The organism is Henriciella sp. (assembly GCF_029937755.1).
Lineage (GTDB): Bacteria > Pseudomonadota > Alphaproteobacteria > Caulobacterales > Hyphomonadaceae > Henriciella.
The window spans coordinates 37,119-53,667 of record NZ_JAPYPG010000009.1; the positions used below are offsets into that span (position 1 = coordinate 37,119).

At 57.9% G+C, this 16,549-nt stretch carries 17 protein-coding genes; 6 read left to right on the forward strand and 11 right to left on the reverse strand.

The window, feature by feature from the left end; genetic code table 11:
- Window positions 1-46: 46 nt before the first annotated feature.
- The 6 genes from Q1K29_RS16040 to Q1K29_RS16065 all read left to right on the forward strand — a co-directional run bounded on the left by Q1K29_RS16040 (window position 47) and on the right by Q1K29_RS16065 (window position 5,166).
- Window positions 47-1,276, forward strand: coding sequence for an arginine deiminase (locus Q1K29_RS16040; RefSeq protein ID WP_045656389.1), 1,230 nt, complete (start codon window positions 47-49; stop codon window positions 1,274-1,276).
- 41 nt (window positions 1,277-1,317) lie between these two features.
- The gene (gene argF / locus Q1K29_RS16045; protein ID WP_045656388.1) at window positions 1,318-2,319 is read left to right on the forward strand and encodes an ornithine carbamoyltransferase; all 1,002 of its coding nucleotides are present in this window, start codon (window positions 1,318-1,320) and stop codon (window positions 2,317-2,319) included.
- Between the two features lie 3 nt (window positions 2,320-2,322).
- Window positions 2,323-3,258 (forward strand): carbamate kinase, encoded by a 936-nt coding sequence (gene arcC, locus Q1K29_RS16050; protein WP_045656387.1) that lies wholly within the window; start codon window positions 2,323-2,325, stop codon window positions 3,256-3,258.
- The gene (locus Q1K29_RS16055; protein WP_147372879.1) at window positions 3,255-4,082 is read left to right on the forward strand and encodes an ATP-binding protein; all 828 of its coding nucleotides are present in this window, start codon (window positions 3,255-3,257) and stop codon (window positions 4,080-4,082) included. The genes arcC and Q1K29_RS16055 overlap by 4 nt, the downstream gene beginning before the upstream one ends.
- Before the next feature lie 5 nt (window positions 4,083-4,087).
- On the forward strand, window positions 4,088-4,585 hold the full coding sequence (locus Q1K29_RS16060; RefSeq protein ID WP_119377434.1) for a thioesterase family protein: 498 nt from the start codon (window positions 4,088-4,090) through the stop codon (window positions 4,583-4,585).
- Window positions 4,586-4,944: 359 nt separating this feature from the next.
- Window positions 4,945-5,166, forward strand: coding sequence for a hypothetical protein (locus Q1K29_RS16065; RefSeq protein WP_119377433.1), 222 nt, complete (start codon window positions 4,945-4,947; stop codon window positions 5,164-5,166).
- A gap of 183 nt (window positions 5,167-5,349) precedes the next feature.
- Here the strand turns inward: Q1K29_RS16065 and Q1K29_RS16070 are convergent, their stop codons facing one another.
- The 11 genes from Q1K29_RS16070 to Q1K29_RS16120 all read right to left on the reverse strand — a co-directional run bounded on the left by Q1K29_RS16070 (window position 5,350) and on the right by Q1K29_RS16120 (window position 16,482).
- Window positions 5,350-6,039: a DUF6629 family protein gene (locus Q1K29_RS16070; RefSeq protein WP_119405111.1), complete on the reverse strand. Its 690-nt coding sequence runs from the start codon at window positions 6,037-6,039 to the stop codon at window positions 5,350-5,352.
- 31 nt (window positions 6,040-6,070) lie between these two features.
- On the reverse strand, window positions 6,071-7,177 hold the full coding sequence (locus tag Q1K29_RS16075; protein ID WP_119405110.1) for an ABC transporter permease: 1,107 nt from the start codon (window positions 7,175-7,177) through the stop codon (window positions 6,071-6,073).
- 4 nt (window positions 7,178-7,181) lie between these two features.
- Window positions 7,182-8,324 (reverse strand): ABC transporter permease, encoded by a 1,143-nt coding sequence (locus tag Q1K29_RS16080; protein ID WP_119405109.1) that lies wholly within the window; start codon window positions 8,322-8,324, stop codon window positions 7,182-7,184.
- On the reverse strand, window positions 8,321-10,060 hold the full coding sequence (locus Q1K29_RS16085; RefSeq protein ID WP_119405108.1) for an ATP-binding cassette domain-containing protein: 1,740 nt from the start codon (window positions 10,058-10,060) through the stop codon (window positions 8,321-8,323). Before Q1K29_RS16085 ends, Q1K29_RS16080 begins: the two co-directional genes overlap by 4 nt.
- A complete protein-coding gene (locus Q1K29_RS16090) occupies window positions 10,057-11,058 on the reverse strand; it encodes an HlyD family efflux transporter periplasmic adaptor subunit (protein ID WP_158586661.1) in 1,002 nt (333 codons plus the stop codon). The genes Q1K29_RS16085 and Q1K29_RS16090 overlap by 4 nt, the downstream gene beginning before the upstream one ends.
- Before the next feature lie 109 nt (window positions 11,059-11,167).
- Entirely contained in the window at window positions 11,168-11,596 is a 429-nt protein-coding gene (locus Q1K29_RS16095) for a potassium channel family protein (protein WP_119405106.1), read from the reverse strand.
- The gene (locus Q1K29_RS16100; protein WP_300396116.1) at window positions 11,593-11,943 is read right to left on the reverse strand and encodes a hypothetical protein; all 351 of its coding nucleotides are present in this window, start codon (window positions 11,941-11,943) and stop codon (window positions 11,593-11,595) included. The genes Q1K29_RS16095 and Q1K29_RS16100 overlap by 4 nt, the downstream gene beginning before the upstream one ends.
- 99 nt (window positions 11,944-12,042) lie before the next feature.
- Window positions 12,043-13,374: an APC family permease gene (locus Q1K29_RS16105; protein ID WP_119405105.1), complete on the reverse strand. Its 1,332-nt coding sequence runs from the start codon at window positions 13,372-13,374 to the stop codon at window positions 12,043-12,045.
- A complete protein-coding gene (locus Q1K29_RS16110; RefSeq protein ID WP_034742898.1) occupies window positions 13,371-13,868 on the reverse strand; it encodes a DUF411 domain-containing protein in 498 nt (165 codons plus the stop codon). Before Q1K29_RS16110 ends, Q1K29_RS16105 begins: the two co-directional genes overlap by 4 nt.
- A 17-nt stretch (window positions 13,869-13,885) precedes the next feature.
- Complete coding sequence (locus Q1K29_RS16115) at window positions 13,886-16,144, reverse strand: copper-translocating P-type ATPase (protein ID WP_084396987.1); 2,259 nt, start codon at window positions 16,142-16,144, stop codon at window positions 13,886-13,888.
- 86 nt (window positions 16,145-16,230) lie between these two features.
- Complete coding sequence (locus Q1K29_RS16120; RefSeq protein WP_084396990.1) at window positions 16,231-16,482, reverse strand: DUF5676 family membrane protein; 252 nt, start codon at window positions 16,480-16,482, stop codon at window positions 16,231-16,233.
- Window positions 16,483-16,549: the final 67 nt, after the last annotated feature.

Here is a 16,549-nt window from a genome sequence, read left to right on the forward strand (position 1 = left end):
CGCATACTGAACCGCAATTCAACGTGTTTTTGAAAGGACCTCTCCAATGACAGGCTTCGGTGTACATTCTGAAATCGGCAAGCTGCGCAAAGTCATTACCTGTCAGCCAGGGCTCGCGCACTCACGGCTAACGCCCGCAAACGCCGATGCGTTGCTCTACGATGATGTTCTCTGGGTGCAGGAAGCCAGAACCGATCATGCCGACTTTCGCATGAAAATGGCCAATCGCGGGGTTGAAGTCTACGAATTTCATGACCTCTTGAGTGAGATTGTCGCGATGCCTGAGGCCCGCAACTGGATCCTCGACCGGCGGGTGACCGACGACCAGGTCGGCGTCGGCATGCCGGAGGAGTTGCGCGCCTGGCTGAGCGAACTTCCCCCCTATCAACTGGCGGTGTTTCTGATAGGCGGAATTGCCGTTCATGACCTGCCGTTTAAGGCCACTGACATGTTCGGCAGCTATCTGGGTCCGGACGGATTTGTCATACCGCCACTGCCAAACACGCAGTTCCCGCGCGACAATAGTTGCTGGATCGGCAACGGCCTGACATTGAACCCGATGTTCTGGCCCGCGCGGCGGCCCGAAACGCTGCTCGTCGCCGCTGTCTACAAATTTCACCCGGCATTTGCACACGGTGATTTCAAAGTCTGGTGGGGCGATCCGGATACCGATCACGGCCCCGCGACGCTGGAGGGCGGCGACGTCATGCCATGGGGCAACGGCACTGTCCTTATCGGGATGGGCGAACGCACCAGCCCGCAGGCGGTTGGACAAGTGGCGCGCGCCTTGTTTAAAAACGGGGCCGCGACCCGTGTCATCGCCTGTCAGATGCCGCGCGCACGCAGCGCGATGCACCTGGACACGGTCTTTTCCCATTGTGACCGGGATGTCGCGACGGCTTTTGTCGAGGTTTGCGACCAGATCCAATGCTATACATTGCAACCCTGCGACAAGCCCGACCACGTATGCGTCACAAAGGAGAGCCGTCACCTTTTTGTGATAGCGGCTGAGGCGCTTGGGCTCAAAAAGCTGAACATCGTTCAAACGGGCGGCGACGCCTACAATCAGGAGCGCGAGCAATGGGACGACGGCAACAATGTCGTCGCCCTCGAACCGGGGGTCGTTGTCGCGTACGACCGCAACACATCGACCAACACGCTCCTGCGCAAAGCCGGTATCGAAGTGATCACGATCCGTGGATCCGAACTCGGGCGAGGCCGCGGCGGCGGCCATTGCATGACCTGCCCGGTCTGGCGCGATCCGGTCGATTTTTAAGTGCCCGTTTGGCACCCGTATATTCATGATGAGGACGTATAATGGCCTATAATCTTCAAGGACGCAGTTTCCTGAAACTGCTGGATTTCGACCAGCGCGCAATGCGCTATCTTCTCGATCTGTCGCGTGATCTGAAACGCGCGAAATATTCCGGCATCGAACACCAAAGCCTGAAAGGCAAGAATATCTGCCTGATCTTCGAGAAGGCCTCGACGCGTACGATGTGTGCGTTCGAAGTTGCGGCCATGGATCAGGGAGCAGGCTTTACCTATCTCGGGCCGTCCGGCTCGCATATCGGTCACAAGGAATCAATGAAGGACACGGCTCGGGTCCTTGGGCGAATGTACGATGCGATCGAATATCGCGGGTTTGGGCAGGGAAAGGTCGAAGAACTTGCCGCCTATGCGGGCGTGCCCGTATTCAACGGTCTGACGGATGAATGGCACCCGACCCAGATGCTGGCGGACCTGATGACGATGCACGAACATGCCGACAAGCCGCTCCGCGACATATCCTACGCCTTTGTCGGCGATGCCCATAGCAATGTGGGTCATTCCCTCATGATCGCCGGGTGTCTGATGGGTATGGATGTCCGCATCGCTTCGCCCGGGAGCCTCTGGCCAAGCGACGACTATTTGCAGCCTGCCAAAGAGCTGGCAGCCCGGTATGGAGCCCGGCTGACGATCACCGAAGACCCGGTCGAAGCCGTCAAGGACTGTGACTTCATCAATACTGATGTCTGGGTGTCGATGGGCGAGCCAGCCGAGGTCTGGGAAGAACGGATCAAATTGCTCAGGCCTTATCAGGTCAATGCCGATTTGATGGCGGCAACAGGCAAGCCGACAACCAAATTCATGCATTGCCTGCCGGCATTCCACAATGCAGAAACCGACGTCGGCCGGGACATGCTGGAGAAATTCGGGATATCCGAAATGGAAGTTACTGACGCGGTCTTTGAATCGCCCGCGGGAATCCAGTTCGAACAGGCCGAGAACCGGCTGCACACGATCAAGGCCATTCTTGTGGCCACGATCGGCGGTTGATCCATGCGTATACTGGTTGCCCTTGGCGGAAACGCCCTTTTGAAACGCGGTGAAGCGCTGACGGTCGAAAACCAGCGCGCCAATGTAAAAATTGCAGCAAGCGCGCTTGCCCCCCTGGCTCGGAATCACGAACTGATTGTTACGCATGGCAATGGGCCCCAGGTCGGATTGCTGGCACTGCAAGGGGCGGCCTACAAGCCAGACGAAGCCTTCCCTTTGGATGTTCTCGGCGCCGAGACCGAGGGCATGATCGGGTACGTGATCGAGCGCGAGCTTCGAAACTGCCTGCAAGGGGACAAAGAGATCGCGACACTGCTCACCATGATCGAGGTCGATACGCTTGATCCGGCGTTTGACGCGCCGAGCAAATTTGTCGGACCGGTTTATTCCCGGGCTGATGCAGAACGTCTTGCGGCCGAAAAAAAATGGCAGATCAAAGCGGATGGTCAGGATTGGCGCCGGGTTGTTGCGTCGCCCAAACCTCAGAAAATTCTTGAACTGGATCCAATCAAATGGATGCTCGACCGCGGCGTAATTGTTATCTGCGCCGGTGGAGGGGGGATTCCGACAATCCGGGGAGAAGATGGTCGGCTCAAGGGAGTTGAAGCCGTCATCGACAAGGATTTTGCCAGCGCGTTGCTGGCCCGCGAACTTGAAGTGGATCTCTTCATCATGGCGACCGATGTCGATGCGGTCTATGTCGACTGGGGGCAACCCTCACAGCGGCGCATTATAGAAGCGGGGCCTGATGCTCTGGACACGTATGAGTTCCCGGCAGGATCAATGGGCCCAAAAGTCAGAGCTGCCTGCGCGTTTGTGCGCCATAGCGGCGCAAAAGCAGCGATCGGTGCATTGAAGGATATCGAGGCGATTGTTGCAGGTGCGGCTGGCACCCTCATCATCAACTCGGTTCGCGGCCTGAGAGAGGAATCAGTTTGACACGCCGTCTTGCTCTTGGACGCTCAGGAATCGGACTTTACCGTCCTGTACGGCATTTTCTTCTTTATGCCGCCATGGGCGCGATCATAGGGGTCATTGTTCTTCACCCCATCATTACGCTCGTCTTGTGGATGGAGTATGGCGCTCTGTTTTCACCCGAATATTCTGACTTTGGCCGATTTGCCTGGGAGCGGGTGAGTGGCGCGCCAGTTTACCATCTCATGGCTATGAATGGCATTTTCGCTGCACTCGGCGCGGCAATCGGAATGGTCTTTGCCGTTCTGACACGTGCACTCTCTGTTCAGTTGCGTAAAGCTGAGGGACTCCTTGAGGATCTCCAAACGGCATTGCCAAGTGTCATTGCCGGAGGTGAGAACGAATTCACCGAGTTCAAATCCACTTTGCGGTGGGATATCAATGAATCGAGGACCAATAGAAGTCTTGAGCAAGTCATTGCCAAGACAATCGCTGGATTGATGAACCATGAAGGCGGTCGTCTCCTAATCGGCGTGACAGATGCAGGCGAGCTGACCGGAATTGAACAGGATCTTAAAACGCTTCGGCAGCCGTCAGTTGATGAATTTGAGCGCGCCTTGACGGGGATCGTAAAGACGTATCTGGGGGGTGTCGCTTGCACGCTGATCAGGTGCCGGTTCCTGAAGATCGACGACATGACAATATGCTGGGTGCTCGTAGAGCGCGCCGCAGAACCAGTCTTTCTCGTCTTGTCGGATACCTCGAAATATTATGTCCGCACCGGAAATTCGACGCGCGAATTGAACGCCGCGGAAGCACATGATCATATTCAGCGAAGAGGGAGGTAGAAGTCATGCCTGTCGATCAGCAGAGCGGCCTCCTGTTTTCCGACGCATTCACATCTCGCTTGACTGTCGCTGCGTCAGACATTGATGCGTTCAGCCATGTGAACAATGCAGTTTATCTGAAATGGATGAATGACTGCGCCATGGAACATTCAGCGTCGGTTGGACTGCCCGCTGAAGCGTGCGTCGATCTGGACCGAGGTATGGCGGTTCGGGAAACTAGGCTGGTTTATCAGCGGCCTGCGCGACTTGGCGACGGGGTCATCATCGCAAACTGGATAACGTTCAATGATGGCAGATTGCGAGCCAATCGGTACTTCCAGGTCGTGCGGGCAGATGATCATCAAACACTGATTCTGGGCGCATCCAAATATGTCTGTATCGCGCTTTCCACCGGCAAGCCCGCCCGTATGCCCGATGTGTTCGCGCTGGCATATCAGGTTGAACCGGGATTGCAGCGGCGCCTCGTTGCGGATGCGAGCCTGCGCACTGAGCTGATCATATAAGAGAGCATGTCCCGTATCCGGATTGTCAGCGACTATCGGAACCTGCACGGCGTCGTTCGGCGACGACTGTACTTTGGTGACCCGTTCAATGGCGGTGAAGTGAGCGTGCAAGTCCATGTAAGCCACTGCCAGCTGTGATGCGGCAACCCTTTTGGGGGTAGAATTCGCCCTTCCGCCAGGGTTCGTCTATACGCTCACAGATGCAAAATTCCAGCGGCGTTTCGAGCGCGACTATGTACCGTGGGATTATGTCGCCGCTGGGGACAAGTTACCCTATGTGTCCGACAAACAGCTGACATGGAACGCAGGTGTCGAGACCAATCGCTGGGGTAGGGATCTGTCGGCAAACTATGTGTCCGATGCACGGGCGCGCCGGGCAGGGCGCAATCGAGGCGGCGCAACTCATCGAGGCGCGTTGGGTGGCGGATGCTGCAATATGGAGTGACCTGACGGATCGCATCCGCGTGCGGGTAAAGGCCGAGAAACTTTTTGACGACGTGTATGTTGCCTCAATAGACCCGGCCGGTCTTCGCCCGGGAAAGCCGTTTGAGTTCCTGATGGGCGTTGAGCTATCCTTCTGAGGGGGGCTCAGAAGGCGCCGGTCTTCACCCACTCTAAAAAAGCGATGCACCTATTTCCTGCATTTTGCGACACGGGCCGACACTGCGGACGCCAAACGCGGCTCGAAACGACTGCTCACGCGTGTCAGGCGGGCGGTGTCAATGCCGGCAATGGCGAATGGGTCGAGTGCCATCACTTCTGGCTCACGCAGGTGTTGTTTGAGGTCGTGTGCCGTGTTTCGAACCGTCACCCCGGTACATCATCCAGACCAGATAGGATGACATGACCGCCCCGCCGAAACAGAAGACCGAAACATAGGCGTATGCGAAGAACGTATAGGTTGTGATGAGAACGCCAAACGCGAGAAAACCGAAGATACGCACGCCGCGTACCGATGATAGTAAAAGTGGCAGGATCACAACTGACACATAGATCGCATAGGTAATCTCTCGGCGTCCGACAAAATCGAGGAGTTCGGTGCCTTCATAGACGATTACATGCGACAGGAAGCGGGTATTGAGCCAGCCCTCGTGCGCAAAATAGGGAATGTATTGCAGTGCGCCCAACATCGCGCCGGCTATTACGAAGACGAGGAAATAGGGTTTACGCCGGGCCGGTTCGAGGGCGAAGGTCGAGACCGGAATCCAGACCGGCCAGGCCAACCAGGAAAAAAACATGTATAGGAGAGAGGCACTTGCGATCAGTTCGGTGTTCTGGCTGGACCCGGCGACCCAGACCACGCCTTCGGCCAATTGTTGAATTCCAAACAACAGCGGCAGGGTTGCCAGGGGCAGATAGCGCCGGTCGCCCCGCCAGGCTTGCCGAATGCTGAGCATACCAGCTGGAATAAGCCCGGCGGCGGCGATGAAACTGACTTCTGCTGACAGACACATATGATTTTCTCCCGGATTGCCTATTTGTTGTTCAGGACATGCGCCTGCGAAATAGCCAGGCACCTGCAGTGAGCGTTACGACCGCGATCACCGCCATGGGCCAGGTGTGATGGATGAAGAGTTCGGCAGGCGCGTCCTTCATGTAGACGGCCTTGCTGATCACGATGAAATGCATGATCGGATTGGTCTCGCTCAAAACCTGCAGCCAATCAGGCATGTTCGCGACCGGAGTTGCATAGCCCGACAGCAAAACAGCCGGCATCATATAGATGAAGAGACCAATGATCGCTTGTTGCTGTGTCGCCGCCAGGGACGAAATGAACAGACCGATCCCAATGATCGCCGCCAGATAGACGACCATGCTGGCATAGAGGAGGATCAATGATCCGCGTAGCGGGACATCCAGCACCAGCCAGCCCAGGATCAGCATCGCAGTTGCGCTGGCCAGTCCGATCAGAAGTGCAGGAACCGCTTTTCCGATGAGGATTTCCGTCGGTCGCAATGGAGAAACCAGCAGCTGCTCGAATGTGCCAAGCTCGCGTTCACGCGCAATCGACAGCGCCGAGACCATGAACCCGACAATGGCTGTCAGCACGGCGAACAATGCCGGTACCGCAGACCAAAGCGGGTCGAGATTGGGATTGTACCAGACCCGGGTTACCAACTTTGTAAGCGGCGGAATGCCGAGTGCTGCAGCCGTCTCCTCATTGAAATTCTGCACGATCCGGCCTGAATACCCGGCCAGAATCTGCGCGGCATTGGAGGCTCGCCCGTCCAGGATCAACTGAACAGTCGCGTGTTCGCCGCGTTCCAGGGTCCGAGAAAAGTCGGGCCCGATTCGTAGCACCAGATCAACGGATCGCGCGTCGATAGCCGCCGGGATTTCTGAGTCGCTGCGCAGATAGATGATATCTTCGAAAATTGGAGACCCCTCGAACCTGCTGATCAGTGCACGCGCCTCAGCGCCGCGATCCTGCGTGTACACGCCCAAATTCACGCTGGAGATTTCCTGGGTAATTGCGAAGGCATAGATCACCAGAAGGAAAGGCGGAGAGAAGAGAACGACCCACCGGGTTTGGGGATCTCGTGCGCTGGCGAGAAGTTCCTTGATGATGAGAGACAGGATACGCAGAAACATGTTCCTACTCCAGCCGTGTGCGCGTGGTCAGCGCAGTAAGTCCGAAGACAATCAGGGCAAAGAGTCCAAGCCCGGCCAGATCCGCCAGGATAACATTCCAGACATCGCCCGCGAGAAACTCGGTTTGCAATGTAGAAACATAATAGCGGGCAGGAACCGCGTAACTGATGAGCCTCAGGGCCAGCGGCATACTATCAATTTCAAACACGAAATTGGAGAAATAGAAGGCAGGCAGGAAGGCGGTCAGAACCGATGCCTGCGCCGCGACCAACTGGTTTCGGGTGAGGGTTGATATGAGCAAACCCTGACCGAGCGAGCACAGCATGAACAAGGACGAAGACAGGATGAGGACGCCGAGAGACCCGCGGAACGGCACGCCAAACAACCAAACAGCGGTGATGACCGCAAGGGCCATAGAGCCCATCCCAAGCAGATAATAGGGCACCAGTTTTCCGATCAGCAATTCGAAAATCCCAACCGGTGTCGCGAGCAGGGCTTCCATCGTACCGCGTTCCCATTCGCGTGCGACGACCAGTGCCGTAAGCAGAGCGCCAATTGTCGTCAAAATGATCGCAACCGATCCCGGCACAAGATAGTTGCGGCTCGAGATTTCCGGATTGAACCAGACTTGCGGCTGAAGCTGCACGCTCGGCGGCAGGGCCGGGCGTCCCCGCCTGATCCATTCCTGTTCCAGCCAGTTACCCCATAAGAGCTCAACATAGCCGCTGACGAGATAGGCGGTATTCGGATCGCTCCCGTCAACGATGACCTGGACGGGTGCGCTGTCCGCGCGAAACGCCTTCGCAGAAAAATCGGCAGGCAGGACGATCAAACCACCAATCTTGCCAAGCGACAGATCTCTCTCAAACAGGCGTCGATCGGGTCCGACCTCGACCTCGAACAAGGTCGAGTTTTCAAGAGCCGCCTGAAAACTCGCTGTCTCGGATGATTGCTGCTCCACCACAAGCGCGACGTCGAGTTCGCGTGGATCGAAGGTCACGCCATATCCAAACAGGAATAGAAGCAAAAGCGGCATCACGCCCGCGATCAGAACCGAACTTGGATCGCGCAGAACCTGGCGCGACTCCTTGGTGATCAAACCCGTCAGGCGCCGCCATTTGTGCGAGAAAGGCGCGTGCGGTGTCATGCCGCTTCGCGCTCCCGATCGCTTTGTTCGACAAGCGCGATAAAGGCATCCTCTAGCGTGGGGTCTTCCAGACCATGGGCGCGGGCGCTCTCCTTCAGATCGTCCGGCGACCCGGATGCGATCATCCGGCTACGATAGATGAGAGCGATGCGATCGCAATACTCGGCCTCGTCAAGAAAGTGCGTCGTCACCATAATGGTCACACCATTGGCAACCATAGCATTGATATGGGTCCAGAACTCGCGGCGTGTGCGAGGATCGACGCCAGATGTCGGTTCATCAAGAAACAGGACGTCGGGGTCGTGCATCACCGCGCAGGCAAGCGCCAGACGTTGCTTATAGCCAAGCGGCAGGCTGAGCGCATTCACGATCAGCTTATCGGATAGTCCAAACGTATCGATCATACGTTCGATCGCCGCCTTGCGGACCTGGCCGCGCAAGCCATAAACACCGGCGAAGAAGTCCAGATTCTGGCGCACGCTCAAATCGCCATAGAGCGAGAATTTCTGGGCCATATAGCCAATCCGCCCGCGCGCTTTGCTGGGCGCGTTTTGAAGGTCGAGACCGACAACGCGAGCAGAGCCAGCGCTTGGCCGAAGCAGCCCGCACAGCATTTTGAATGTCGTCGACTTGCCAGCGCCGTTCGGTCCGATCAGGCCGAAAATCTCGCCGCGCCCGACGTCAAAACTTATATCGTCTGCGGCGATGAAGTCTCCGAACCGGCGGGTCAGCGCGTTCGCCTCGACCACTTTATCAACCGTGTGGGTGGCCGCGTCCTGACGGTCGGCAAAGGGCGAGTTGGCTTTGAAACCGCCTCCGATCAAATCCATGAAGGCGTCTTCGAAGCGCGGCGGTGTGAGTGCCATTTCCGACTGATCGCCAGCATCCAGCAGGTCCAGGGACGGCGGTTCAGCGCCCTCAGCCAGGACCAGTCGGACGCGGCTGCCCTGAATGACGCCATCGATCACGCCGTCAAGCTTTGTCGCTTCGCTCAGAACCTTTCGCCGATCGGTGCTGATATGACGGATCTGGTAGGTTCGTCCCGCGACGCGGTCGGTCAGATCTTGCGGCGAGCCTGCATAAAGCAATGAGCCCTCATTCAGGAGCAATACGCGCGCGCACCGTTCAGCTTCATCGAGATAGGCGGTGCTCCAGACAACCCCGATACCCTGGTCGACAAGGTCATAGACCATGCGCCATAGCTCGCGCCGCGAGATTGGATCGACTCCGACGCTCGGTTCATCCAGCAGGAGCAGATCGGGTGTCTTGATCAGTGCGCAAGCCAGGCCGAGTTTTTGTTTCATGCCTCCGGACAGCGCCCCGGCCAGTCGTTTTTTGAAGTCCGTGAGGCCGGTAAAGCGCAGAAGACGTTCGAAGGCGTCATCGCGGTCCGCGCCTGTAACCGAGCGCAGATCGGCATACAGAGTCAGGTTCTCCTGGACGCTGAGATCCTCGTAAAGACCAAACCGCTGCGGCATGTACGACACGATCCGGTGGACGGCGCGGGCATCGCTGACGGGATCAAGGCCTTGAACGGTGATTTTGCCCGTATTGGGAACCAGCAAGCCTGCGATCAGTCGCAGGAGCGTTGTCTTGCCGGCGCCGTCCGGGCCAACAAGGCCGGTCACTTCGCCAGCGCTGACGCTGGCTGTTACGTCGTCGAGCGCGGCCAGGTTGCCCTGGGCAAAACGCTTGGTGAGTTGATCAATCTGGACGAGCGGACCGGGCACGCTCAACGAGTCCTGTCCGGGCTGAGCAATACGGTAACCGGCATGCCCTGTTTGAGACGGTTTTCGGGGTCCTCAGCAATAATACGCACGCGGTAGACGAGGCTTGTGCGCAATGACCGCGTCTCGACTGTTTTGGGCGTGAACTCGGCAACGGGTGAGATGTAACCGATCTGGCCGTGATAGACGTGCCCGGAATCTGTGCGGATTTCTGCGTCCATCCCGGCCTGGATCAGATCAAGATCGGGTTCTTCAATATAGGCGCGCACCCAGACCGGCGAGGTCAGGGTCAGGGTGTAGATTGTTTCTCCCGCGCCTATGATCGAACCTGGTTCACGGACGCGGGTCAGGATGACCCCGTCATTGGGCGCGGTTAGCACCGTGTCGGCAACGCGTTGCTCAGCGAGTGCGAACGCCGCCTGTTCAGCCGCCAGGACCGAGCGCGCCTGATCAATGTCTTCCGCACGCGGTCCGATCCGGGCGAGTTCGAGGCCTTCTGAGGCAGCATCGCGCTGGGCGACCGCGCCGCCGCGGCGCGCCTCCGCCTCCTCATGCGCCTGATGAGAGGCGATGTCGCGTTCAGCGAGGTAGGTTTGCCGGGAAAGAGTCGTTTCAGCCACTTTCAGCGCCGCTTCAGCCTCAGCCAGCAGCGCTTCAGCTTGTGCGATTTCCTGGGGCCGCGCGCCAGCGAGCAGCACATTGAGCGCTGCTTGTGATCTTGCGACGCGCGCCTGGGCCAATTTCACTTCATTATCATAGTCAACCGGTTCAAGCGCCGCGATCACGTCACCCGCGGCGACCTGGTCGCCCTCCTCAACCTTCATCTCTGCAAGCCGGCCCGGGATTTTGAACCCAAGATTGACCTGGCGCACATCGACATTGCCGAAGACTTCAATATGACCCTGCTCTTCGTGGGGGTCCTGAAGCTGTGTCCAGCCGAGGATCGCCGCCGCAAGGAAGACAATGACGATAGCAATCAGGCCATAGCGCTTGAAATGGCGAGTCATTCGCGTCCCTTTCCCCCAATAATACGTATGGCTGCGGTTATTCCCTGAATGACGCACAGTGGGGCGGAGCATTTCAGGTTCAGGTGTATGGAAAGGTGGGGCGAACGGTTCATGGTGATTTGGCCTTGTCCCCATCCCTGATGAACAGGAACAGCATGGCTGCCGAGCAGCTGATCAGCAGGAATCCGTTCAGTGCCTCGACGCCTGCAATCAGGCGCAAATGTCCGGTTGGGACGATATCGCCGAGGCCGAGCGAGGTGTAGCTGACCAATGAGAAGTAAAAGACATCCATCGCGGTCGCCGGGGTTTCGCCGCGCAGATCGCCAATGCCCAACGCGCGGCCTGCACCATATGCGAGGGCGTAGAGACTGACCGCTCCTATATGCGCGATACCAGACACGCAGAGCGCGATAACGAGTTTGCACCCGCGATGATAGGTCGCCGCACCAAGGTGCCGGATCGCGCTTGAGACCATCACGTAATGCAAAGCGCCTGACAGCACGAAGGTGAAACTGGTGATGAGAATAGCCAGGATCATGCTGCGCGCCTCGTCATGCGCCGCGCCAGCCAGAGTGTTACTAAGGGTACCATGATCCACATCAAGAGTGGGACAATGCCAATAGTCGTACCGGGGATGACCGGCATGGCTTCGCTATAGCGCCAGCCCCAGGATGCACTGACCACGACCTGTTCGACCAGCGCAGTCGCAGTCAAACCGGCGCCCACATAGATCAGGAGCGGCATGGGGTTCGAGACGCCCGGCGACCCAACCCGCGCCGCAAGACCGTAAGCGAGCGCCATCAGACCGGCGTCCGCGATAGACGCGACGGCGCAGGTCATGGTCATCTGCCGGTGGCTAAGGTGATCCATTGCATAGAAAGGCATCTGCAAAGCCTCCCAGACAAAGGCAGTGAGGAAGCCGAAAATCACAATCCAGATTATGGGGCGATCGAGCAGGCGCATCAGTTATGTGTCCCTGGCAAGTCACGAATGTGAGTGCGCATGATCGGGCGCCTCCTTGCCGCGGATCCGGCCCAGGTAGAGGGCTTCGAAGGCAAAGATTGCCGCCATGGAGCCCAGTGCGATCACAACGATCATCGGGTCAGCACTGGCCTTGATGAAGAGGAATGCGCCAAGCGCGATTAAGTCGAACAGAATGGCGGCGATCAGGACCCAGGCGCGGGCACCGACATCCTCGCGCAAATACCGCACTACACCGTAATGGATGATGATATCCATGACCAGATAGTAGATCGCGCCGAGTGAGGCGATCCGGCCAAGATCGAAGAAGGCGGCCAGAAAGGCAGCGAGCACGACGGTGTAGACGAGCGTATGCGTCTGGATGCCGCCGGGCATGCCAAAATGCTTGTGCGGGATCAGGTTCATATTCGTCAGCATGGCGAGCATACGTGAGACGGCGAACACGCTGGCCAGAAGTCCGGACGCTGTGGCTATGATCGCGATGATCACGGTGAACGCCACGCCACGATCGCCAAAGGCCGGGCGCGAGGCTTCGGCCAATGAAAAGTCCTTGGCTGCAACAATCTCGTCCAGCGTCAGCGAAGAGCCGACGGCCAGTGCCACAGCCATATAAACGACGAGGCAGATGGCCAGCGACCAGATGATCGCCCGGCCGACATTCTTGTTGGGGTTCTGGACCTCGTCGCCGCTATTCGTGATCGTCGTGAAGCCTTTAAAGGCCAGGATTGCAAGCGCGACACCGGCCAGGAAACCGGCGGGTCCGGTCTGCTCAGTGGTCGCAGAGGATGCCGCTTCGAAGGAGAGGCCTGACGCCCAGAGCGCTGCGCCAGCAAAGACCAGTATCCCGCCGACTTTGAGCACGGCCGCGACTTTGGACACGCCGCCGATTATCTTGTTGCCGGATATGTTGATCACAAAAGCAAAGACGATTAACCCGACTGCAAGCACCGGCACCAGAACGCTGTCTTTAGCGACATCGAAGAGCTGCAATGTGTAGGCCCCAAAGGTACGCGCGACGAGGCTTTCATTGATAATCATGGACATGGTCATCAGGAGCGCGCTGGCGGCGGCAATCGTGGTTGGCCCGTACGCCTTCTGCAAGATCATCGCGATGCCGCCTGCCGACGGGTATTTGTTCGACATCTTGATATAGGTGTAGGCGCTGAACCCGCTGATGAAGGCTGCAATCAGAAACGCAAGCGGGAAGCCGGGACCGGAAAATTGCGCAACCTGGCCGGTGAGGGCAAAGATACCAGCGCCAATCATCACGCCTGTGCCCATCGCGACAGTGCCAGCGAGGCTTAGCGAACCTTTCTTATAGGTTTCGGACGTCATTGGTCCGCTGCCTGCTCGGCTGGGAAACGGCCAACATAGCTGGCAAATACGCTTTGCGCCTCACCATCGAACAGGATCACATCATAGGCGTCAGGCGAATTTGGTGTTTCCATCCCCGGCGAGCCCATCGGCATGCCAGGCACAGATAGTCCCGCTCCGGCGGGACGTTCTTTCAGCAGCCTTCGGATGTCCGCGGCCGGGACATGGCCTTCAATCGCATACCCATCAATCTCGGCGGTGTGGCAGGATGCAAGTTGGTCGGGCACGCCAAGCGAGGCCCGCACGGGAGCCAGGTCCTCGCGTTCGATGACGCGGACGTCCAGGCCGTCGCGCTGAAGATGTTTGACCCAGGCTGTGCAACACCCGCACCAGGGCGTCTTGTAGACGGTAATGGTCTGCGCATTCGCCGGGCCGGCGGTTCCGCTCATAACGGCAAATCCAGCCACGATGGCGAAGACTGCCGCCCCCAGGGATCCAAGAATCCATTTCGACATGAGAGTCTCCTTTCAAATTACAGTTTTACGGATCGCAATCGAAGCGCATTGGCGATGACCGAGAATGAGCTGAGGCTCATCGCGGCGGCGGCGATAATTGGACTGAGAAGCAGTCCAAAGAACGGATAGAGGACGCCGGCAGCAACCGGCACGCCGAGCGAATTATAGATAAAGGCAAAGAACAGGTTTTCGCGAATATTGCCCATCGTCGCGCGGCTCAGCCGCTGCGCGCGGGCGACACCGCGAAGATCGCCTTTGACCAGGGTGACACTGGCGCTCTCCATGGCCACATCTGTACCGGTTCCCATGGCTATTCCGATATCCGCTTGAGCAAGGGCAGGCGCGTCATTGATGCCGTCGCCGCACATGGCGACGACCGCACCTTTCGATTGGAGTTCGCGCACGATCCGGTTTTTGTCTTCTGGTGACACATCGGCCTCTACCTCATCAATGCCGATTTGGCGTGCAACCGCTTGTGCTGTTGCCAGGCTGTCGCCTGTCAGCATGACGACTTTCATGCCAGCCTTGTGCAAGGCGGCTATGGCTTCAGGGGTCGTTTCTTTGATTGGATCGGCGACACCAATCAGGCCCGCCGGTTTGCCGTCCAGAGCGGCGAACATCACCGTCTGGCCGTCGCGGCGATAGGTTTCAGCATGGGCTTTCAGTGTTTCGTCAAAAGCACCGACCCGGCGCATCATCTTGGCGTTGCCGATGGCGAAAAGCTTTCCATCGACCCGGCCCTGCGCGCCTTCTCCGGTGACTGATTCAAAATCGGTCGACTTCAGGCGCGCTGCGCCGCGCTCTTCGGCCCCGTTGACGATGGCTTGCGCAAGAGGGTGCTCGCTCCCGCGTTCAATCGCGGCAGCGTAAGCCAGGAAGTCTGCTTCTGCGAGACCACTCGCAGGCTCGACTGTCACAAGTTTGGGGTGGCCCTCTGTCAAAGTGCCGGTCTTATCGACGACGATCGTGTCGACTTTTTCAAACGTCTCGAGCGCTTCAGCATTTTTGATCAGAATGCCGCTCTGTGCGCCCTTTCCTGTGGCGACCATAATTGACATCGGCGTTGCAAGGCCAAGCGCGCAGGGACACGCAATAATTAACACAGCCACGGCGTTGACGATCGCAAAAGCCATGGCCGGGTGAGGCCCAAAAATCGCCCAGACGATGAAAGTGATAATCGCGATCACGACGACGGCCGGGACAAACAGGCCGGCCACTGTGTCGGCGAGCTTCTGGATGGGCGCGCGTGAGCGCTGAGCTTCGGCGACCATGCGTACGATTTGCGATAGCATTGTATCTTCGCCGACGCGCGTCGCGGCCATGACGAGTGATCCGGTGCCGTTAACTGTACCGCCGGTAATCGGATCCCCTGCTGCTTTCTCGACTGGAATAGGTTCTCCAGTGATCATGGACTCGTCGACATTCGAACGCCCTTCAACAACTTCGCCGTCGACAGGTACTTTTTCGCCTGGCCGGACCCGTAGCCGGTCACCGCTCTGGACATCGTCGACGGAAACCTCTTCTTCCTGTCCGTCCGCCACGATTCGGTTTGCTGTCGGCGGGGTGAGTTCCAGGAGCGCGCGGATTGCTCCCGATGTTGCGCTTCGGGCTCGCAGCTCAAGAACCTGCCCGAGCAATACGAGCGTCGTGATCACCGCGGCCGCTTCATAATATACAGCGACTTCGCCAGCCTCATTGCGAAATGCGTGCGGAAAGATGCCTGGCAAAGCTGTTGCAACAAGCGAGAAGACAAAAGCAACGCCTACGCCGAGAGAGATAAGGGTGAACATGTTGAGGTTCATCGTCCGTACCGACCGAACACCACGGACGAAGAATGGCCATCCGCCCCAGAGGACGACAGGAGCCGCCAGCACGAATTGAGCCCATTGGGACCAACCGGCGGGCAAAAGCCCTTCGAGGGGTTTGCCGGAGATCAGGTCACCCATGGCGTAAATGGCAAGCGGGATGGTGAAGATGGCGCTGATCCAGAATCTACGGGTCATATCGTCGAGTTCTGAAGTGTCTTCTTCGCCTACGACAACACCTTCTGGCTCCAGCGCCATGCCGCAGATAGGGCACCCGGAGTTTCGGACGTCGCGAACGTTTGGATGCATCGGGCATGTATAGACCGTGCCTGTGTAGCCCTGCGGGACGAGATCATATTTGCCGTCCGCGCCGGCATCGGCGTCTCCGCCACCATGGCAACAATCATGATCATCCCCGTGGTGGTGATCATGATGTCCATGGTCGTGATGTTTATGATCGGTATTGGTCATATCCGCCCCTCCGGGGTTTGGCTTCAGTGTCACTCTTAAAGGTCAGCGCCCGGGTTGGGCGGCTGATCTCTAATGGAGTTCTGGCATTAGGCTTTTTGGCGATTGAACAGCCGGTAGAGCGGTACGAAGACAAGCGCGATATACCAGCCGTAAACGTAGGACTCGATGAGGCCGAGGAAGAAGCTTGAAACCGAAATGAATTCAAATCCGGGTAGGAGCTCTTCCCACGCACCGTGCATGTGGAGACTAGGCGGTGCGACCAACCCCCATGCGATACAGAGCGTAAACGTGATGGCGAGAAAAATGGATAGGGCGTGCCCAGTGGGGATGAGGCGCATGGTGTTTTCCTTCTCTTTGGTTGTTGCCGCCACATAATTCGTGCGACAGCGATGCGTTGCTTCGAAA

What these genes read in the sequence shown, in the direction of transcription:
- argF (WP_045656388.1), top strand. Translation starts at nt 1,318, where the DNA reads ATGGCCTATAATCTTCAAGGACGCAGTTTCCTGAAACTGCTGGATTTC.
- Q1K29_RS16080 (WP_119405109.1), bottom strand. Translation starts at nt 8,324, where the DNA reads ATGACACCGCACGCGCCTTTCTCGCACAAATGGCGGCGCCTGACGGGT.
- Q1K29_RS16110 (WP_034742898.1), bottom strand. Translation starts at nt 13,868, where the DNA reads ATGTCGAAATGGATTCTTGGATCCCTGGGGGCGGCAGTCTTCGCCATC.
- Q1K29_RS16070 (WP_119405111.1), bottom strand. Translation starts at nt 6,039, where the DNA reads ATGTGTCTGTCAGCAGAAGTCAGTTTCATCGCCGCCGCCGGGCTTATT.
- Q1K29_RS16105 (WP_119405105.1), bottom strand. Translation starts at nt 13,374, where the DNA reads ATGACGTCCGAAACCTATAAGAAAGGTTCGCTAAGCCTCGCTGGCACT.
- Q1K29_RS16095 (WP_119405106.1), bottom strand. Translation starts at nt 11,596, where the DNA reads ATGATCCTGGCTATTCTCATCACCAGTTTCACCTTCGTGCTGTCAGGC.
- Q1K29_RS16075 (WP_119405110.1), bottom strand. Translation starts at nt 7,177, where the DNA reads ATGTTTCTGCGTATCCTGTCTCTCATCATCAAGGAACTTCTCGCCAGC.
- Q1K29_RS16065 (WP_119377433.1), top strand. Translation starts at nt 4,945, where the DNA reads ATGCACGGGCGCGCCGGGCAGGGCGCAATCGAGGCGGCGCAACTCATC.
- Q1K29_RS16115 (WP_084396987.1), bottom strand. Translation starts at nt 16,144, where the DNA reads ATGACCAATACCGATCATAAACATCACGACCATGGACATCATGATCAC.
- Q1K29_RS16090 (WP_158586661.1), bottom strand. Translation starts at nt 11,058, where the DNA reads ATGACTCGCCATTTCAAGCGCTATGGCCTGATTGCTATCGTCATTGTC.
- arcC (WP_045656387.1), top strand. Translation starts at nt 2,323, where the DNA reads ATGCGTATACTGGTTGCCCTTGGCGGAAACGCCCTTTTGAAACGCGGT.
- Q1K29_RS16040 (WP_045656389.1), top strand. Translation starts at nt 47, where the DNA reads ATGACAGGCTTCGGTGTACATTCTGAAATCGGCAAGCTGCGCAAAGTC.
- Q1K29_RS16100 (WP_300396116.1), bottom strand. Translation starts at nt 11,943, where the DNA reads ATGCCTTTCTATGCAATGGATCACCTTAGCCACCGGCAGATGACCATG.
- Q1K29_RS16060 (WP_119377434.1), top strand. Translation starts at nt 4,088, where the DNA reads ATGCCTGTCGATCAGCAGAGCGGCCTCCTGTTTTCCGACGCATTCACA.
- Q1K29_RS16120 (WP_084396990.1), bottom strand. Translation starts at nt 16,482, where the DNA reads ATGCGCCTCATCCCCACTGGGCACGCCCTATCCATTTTTCTCGCCATC.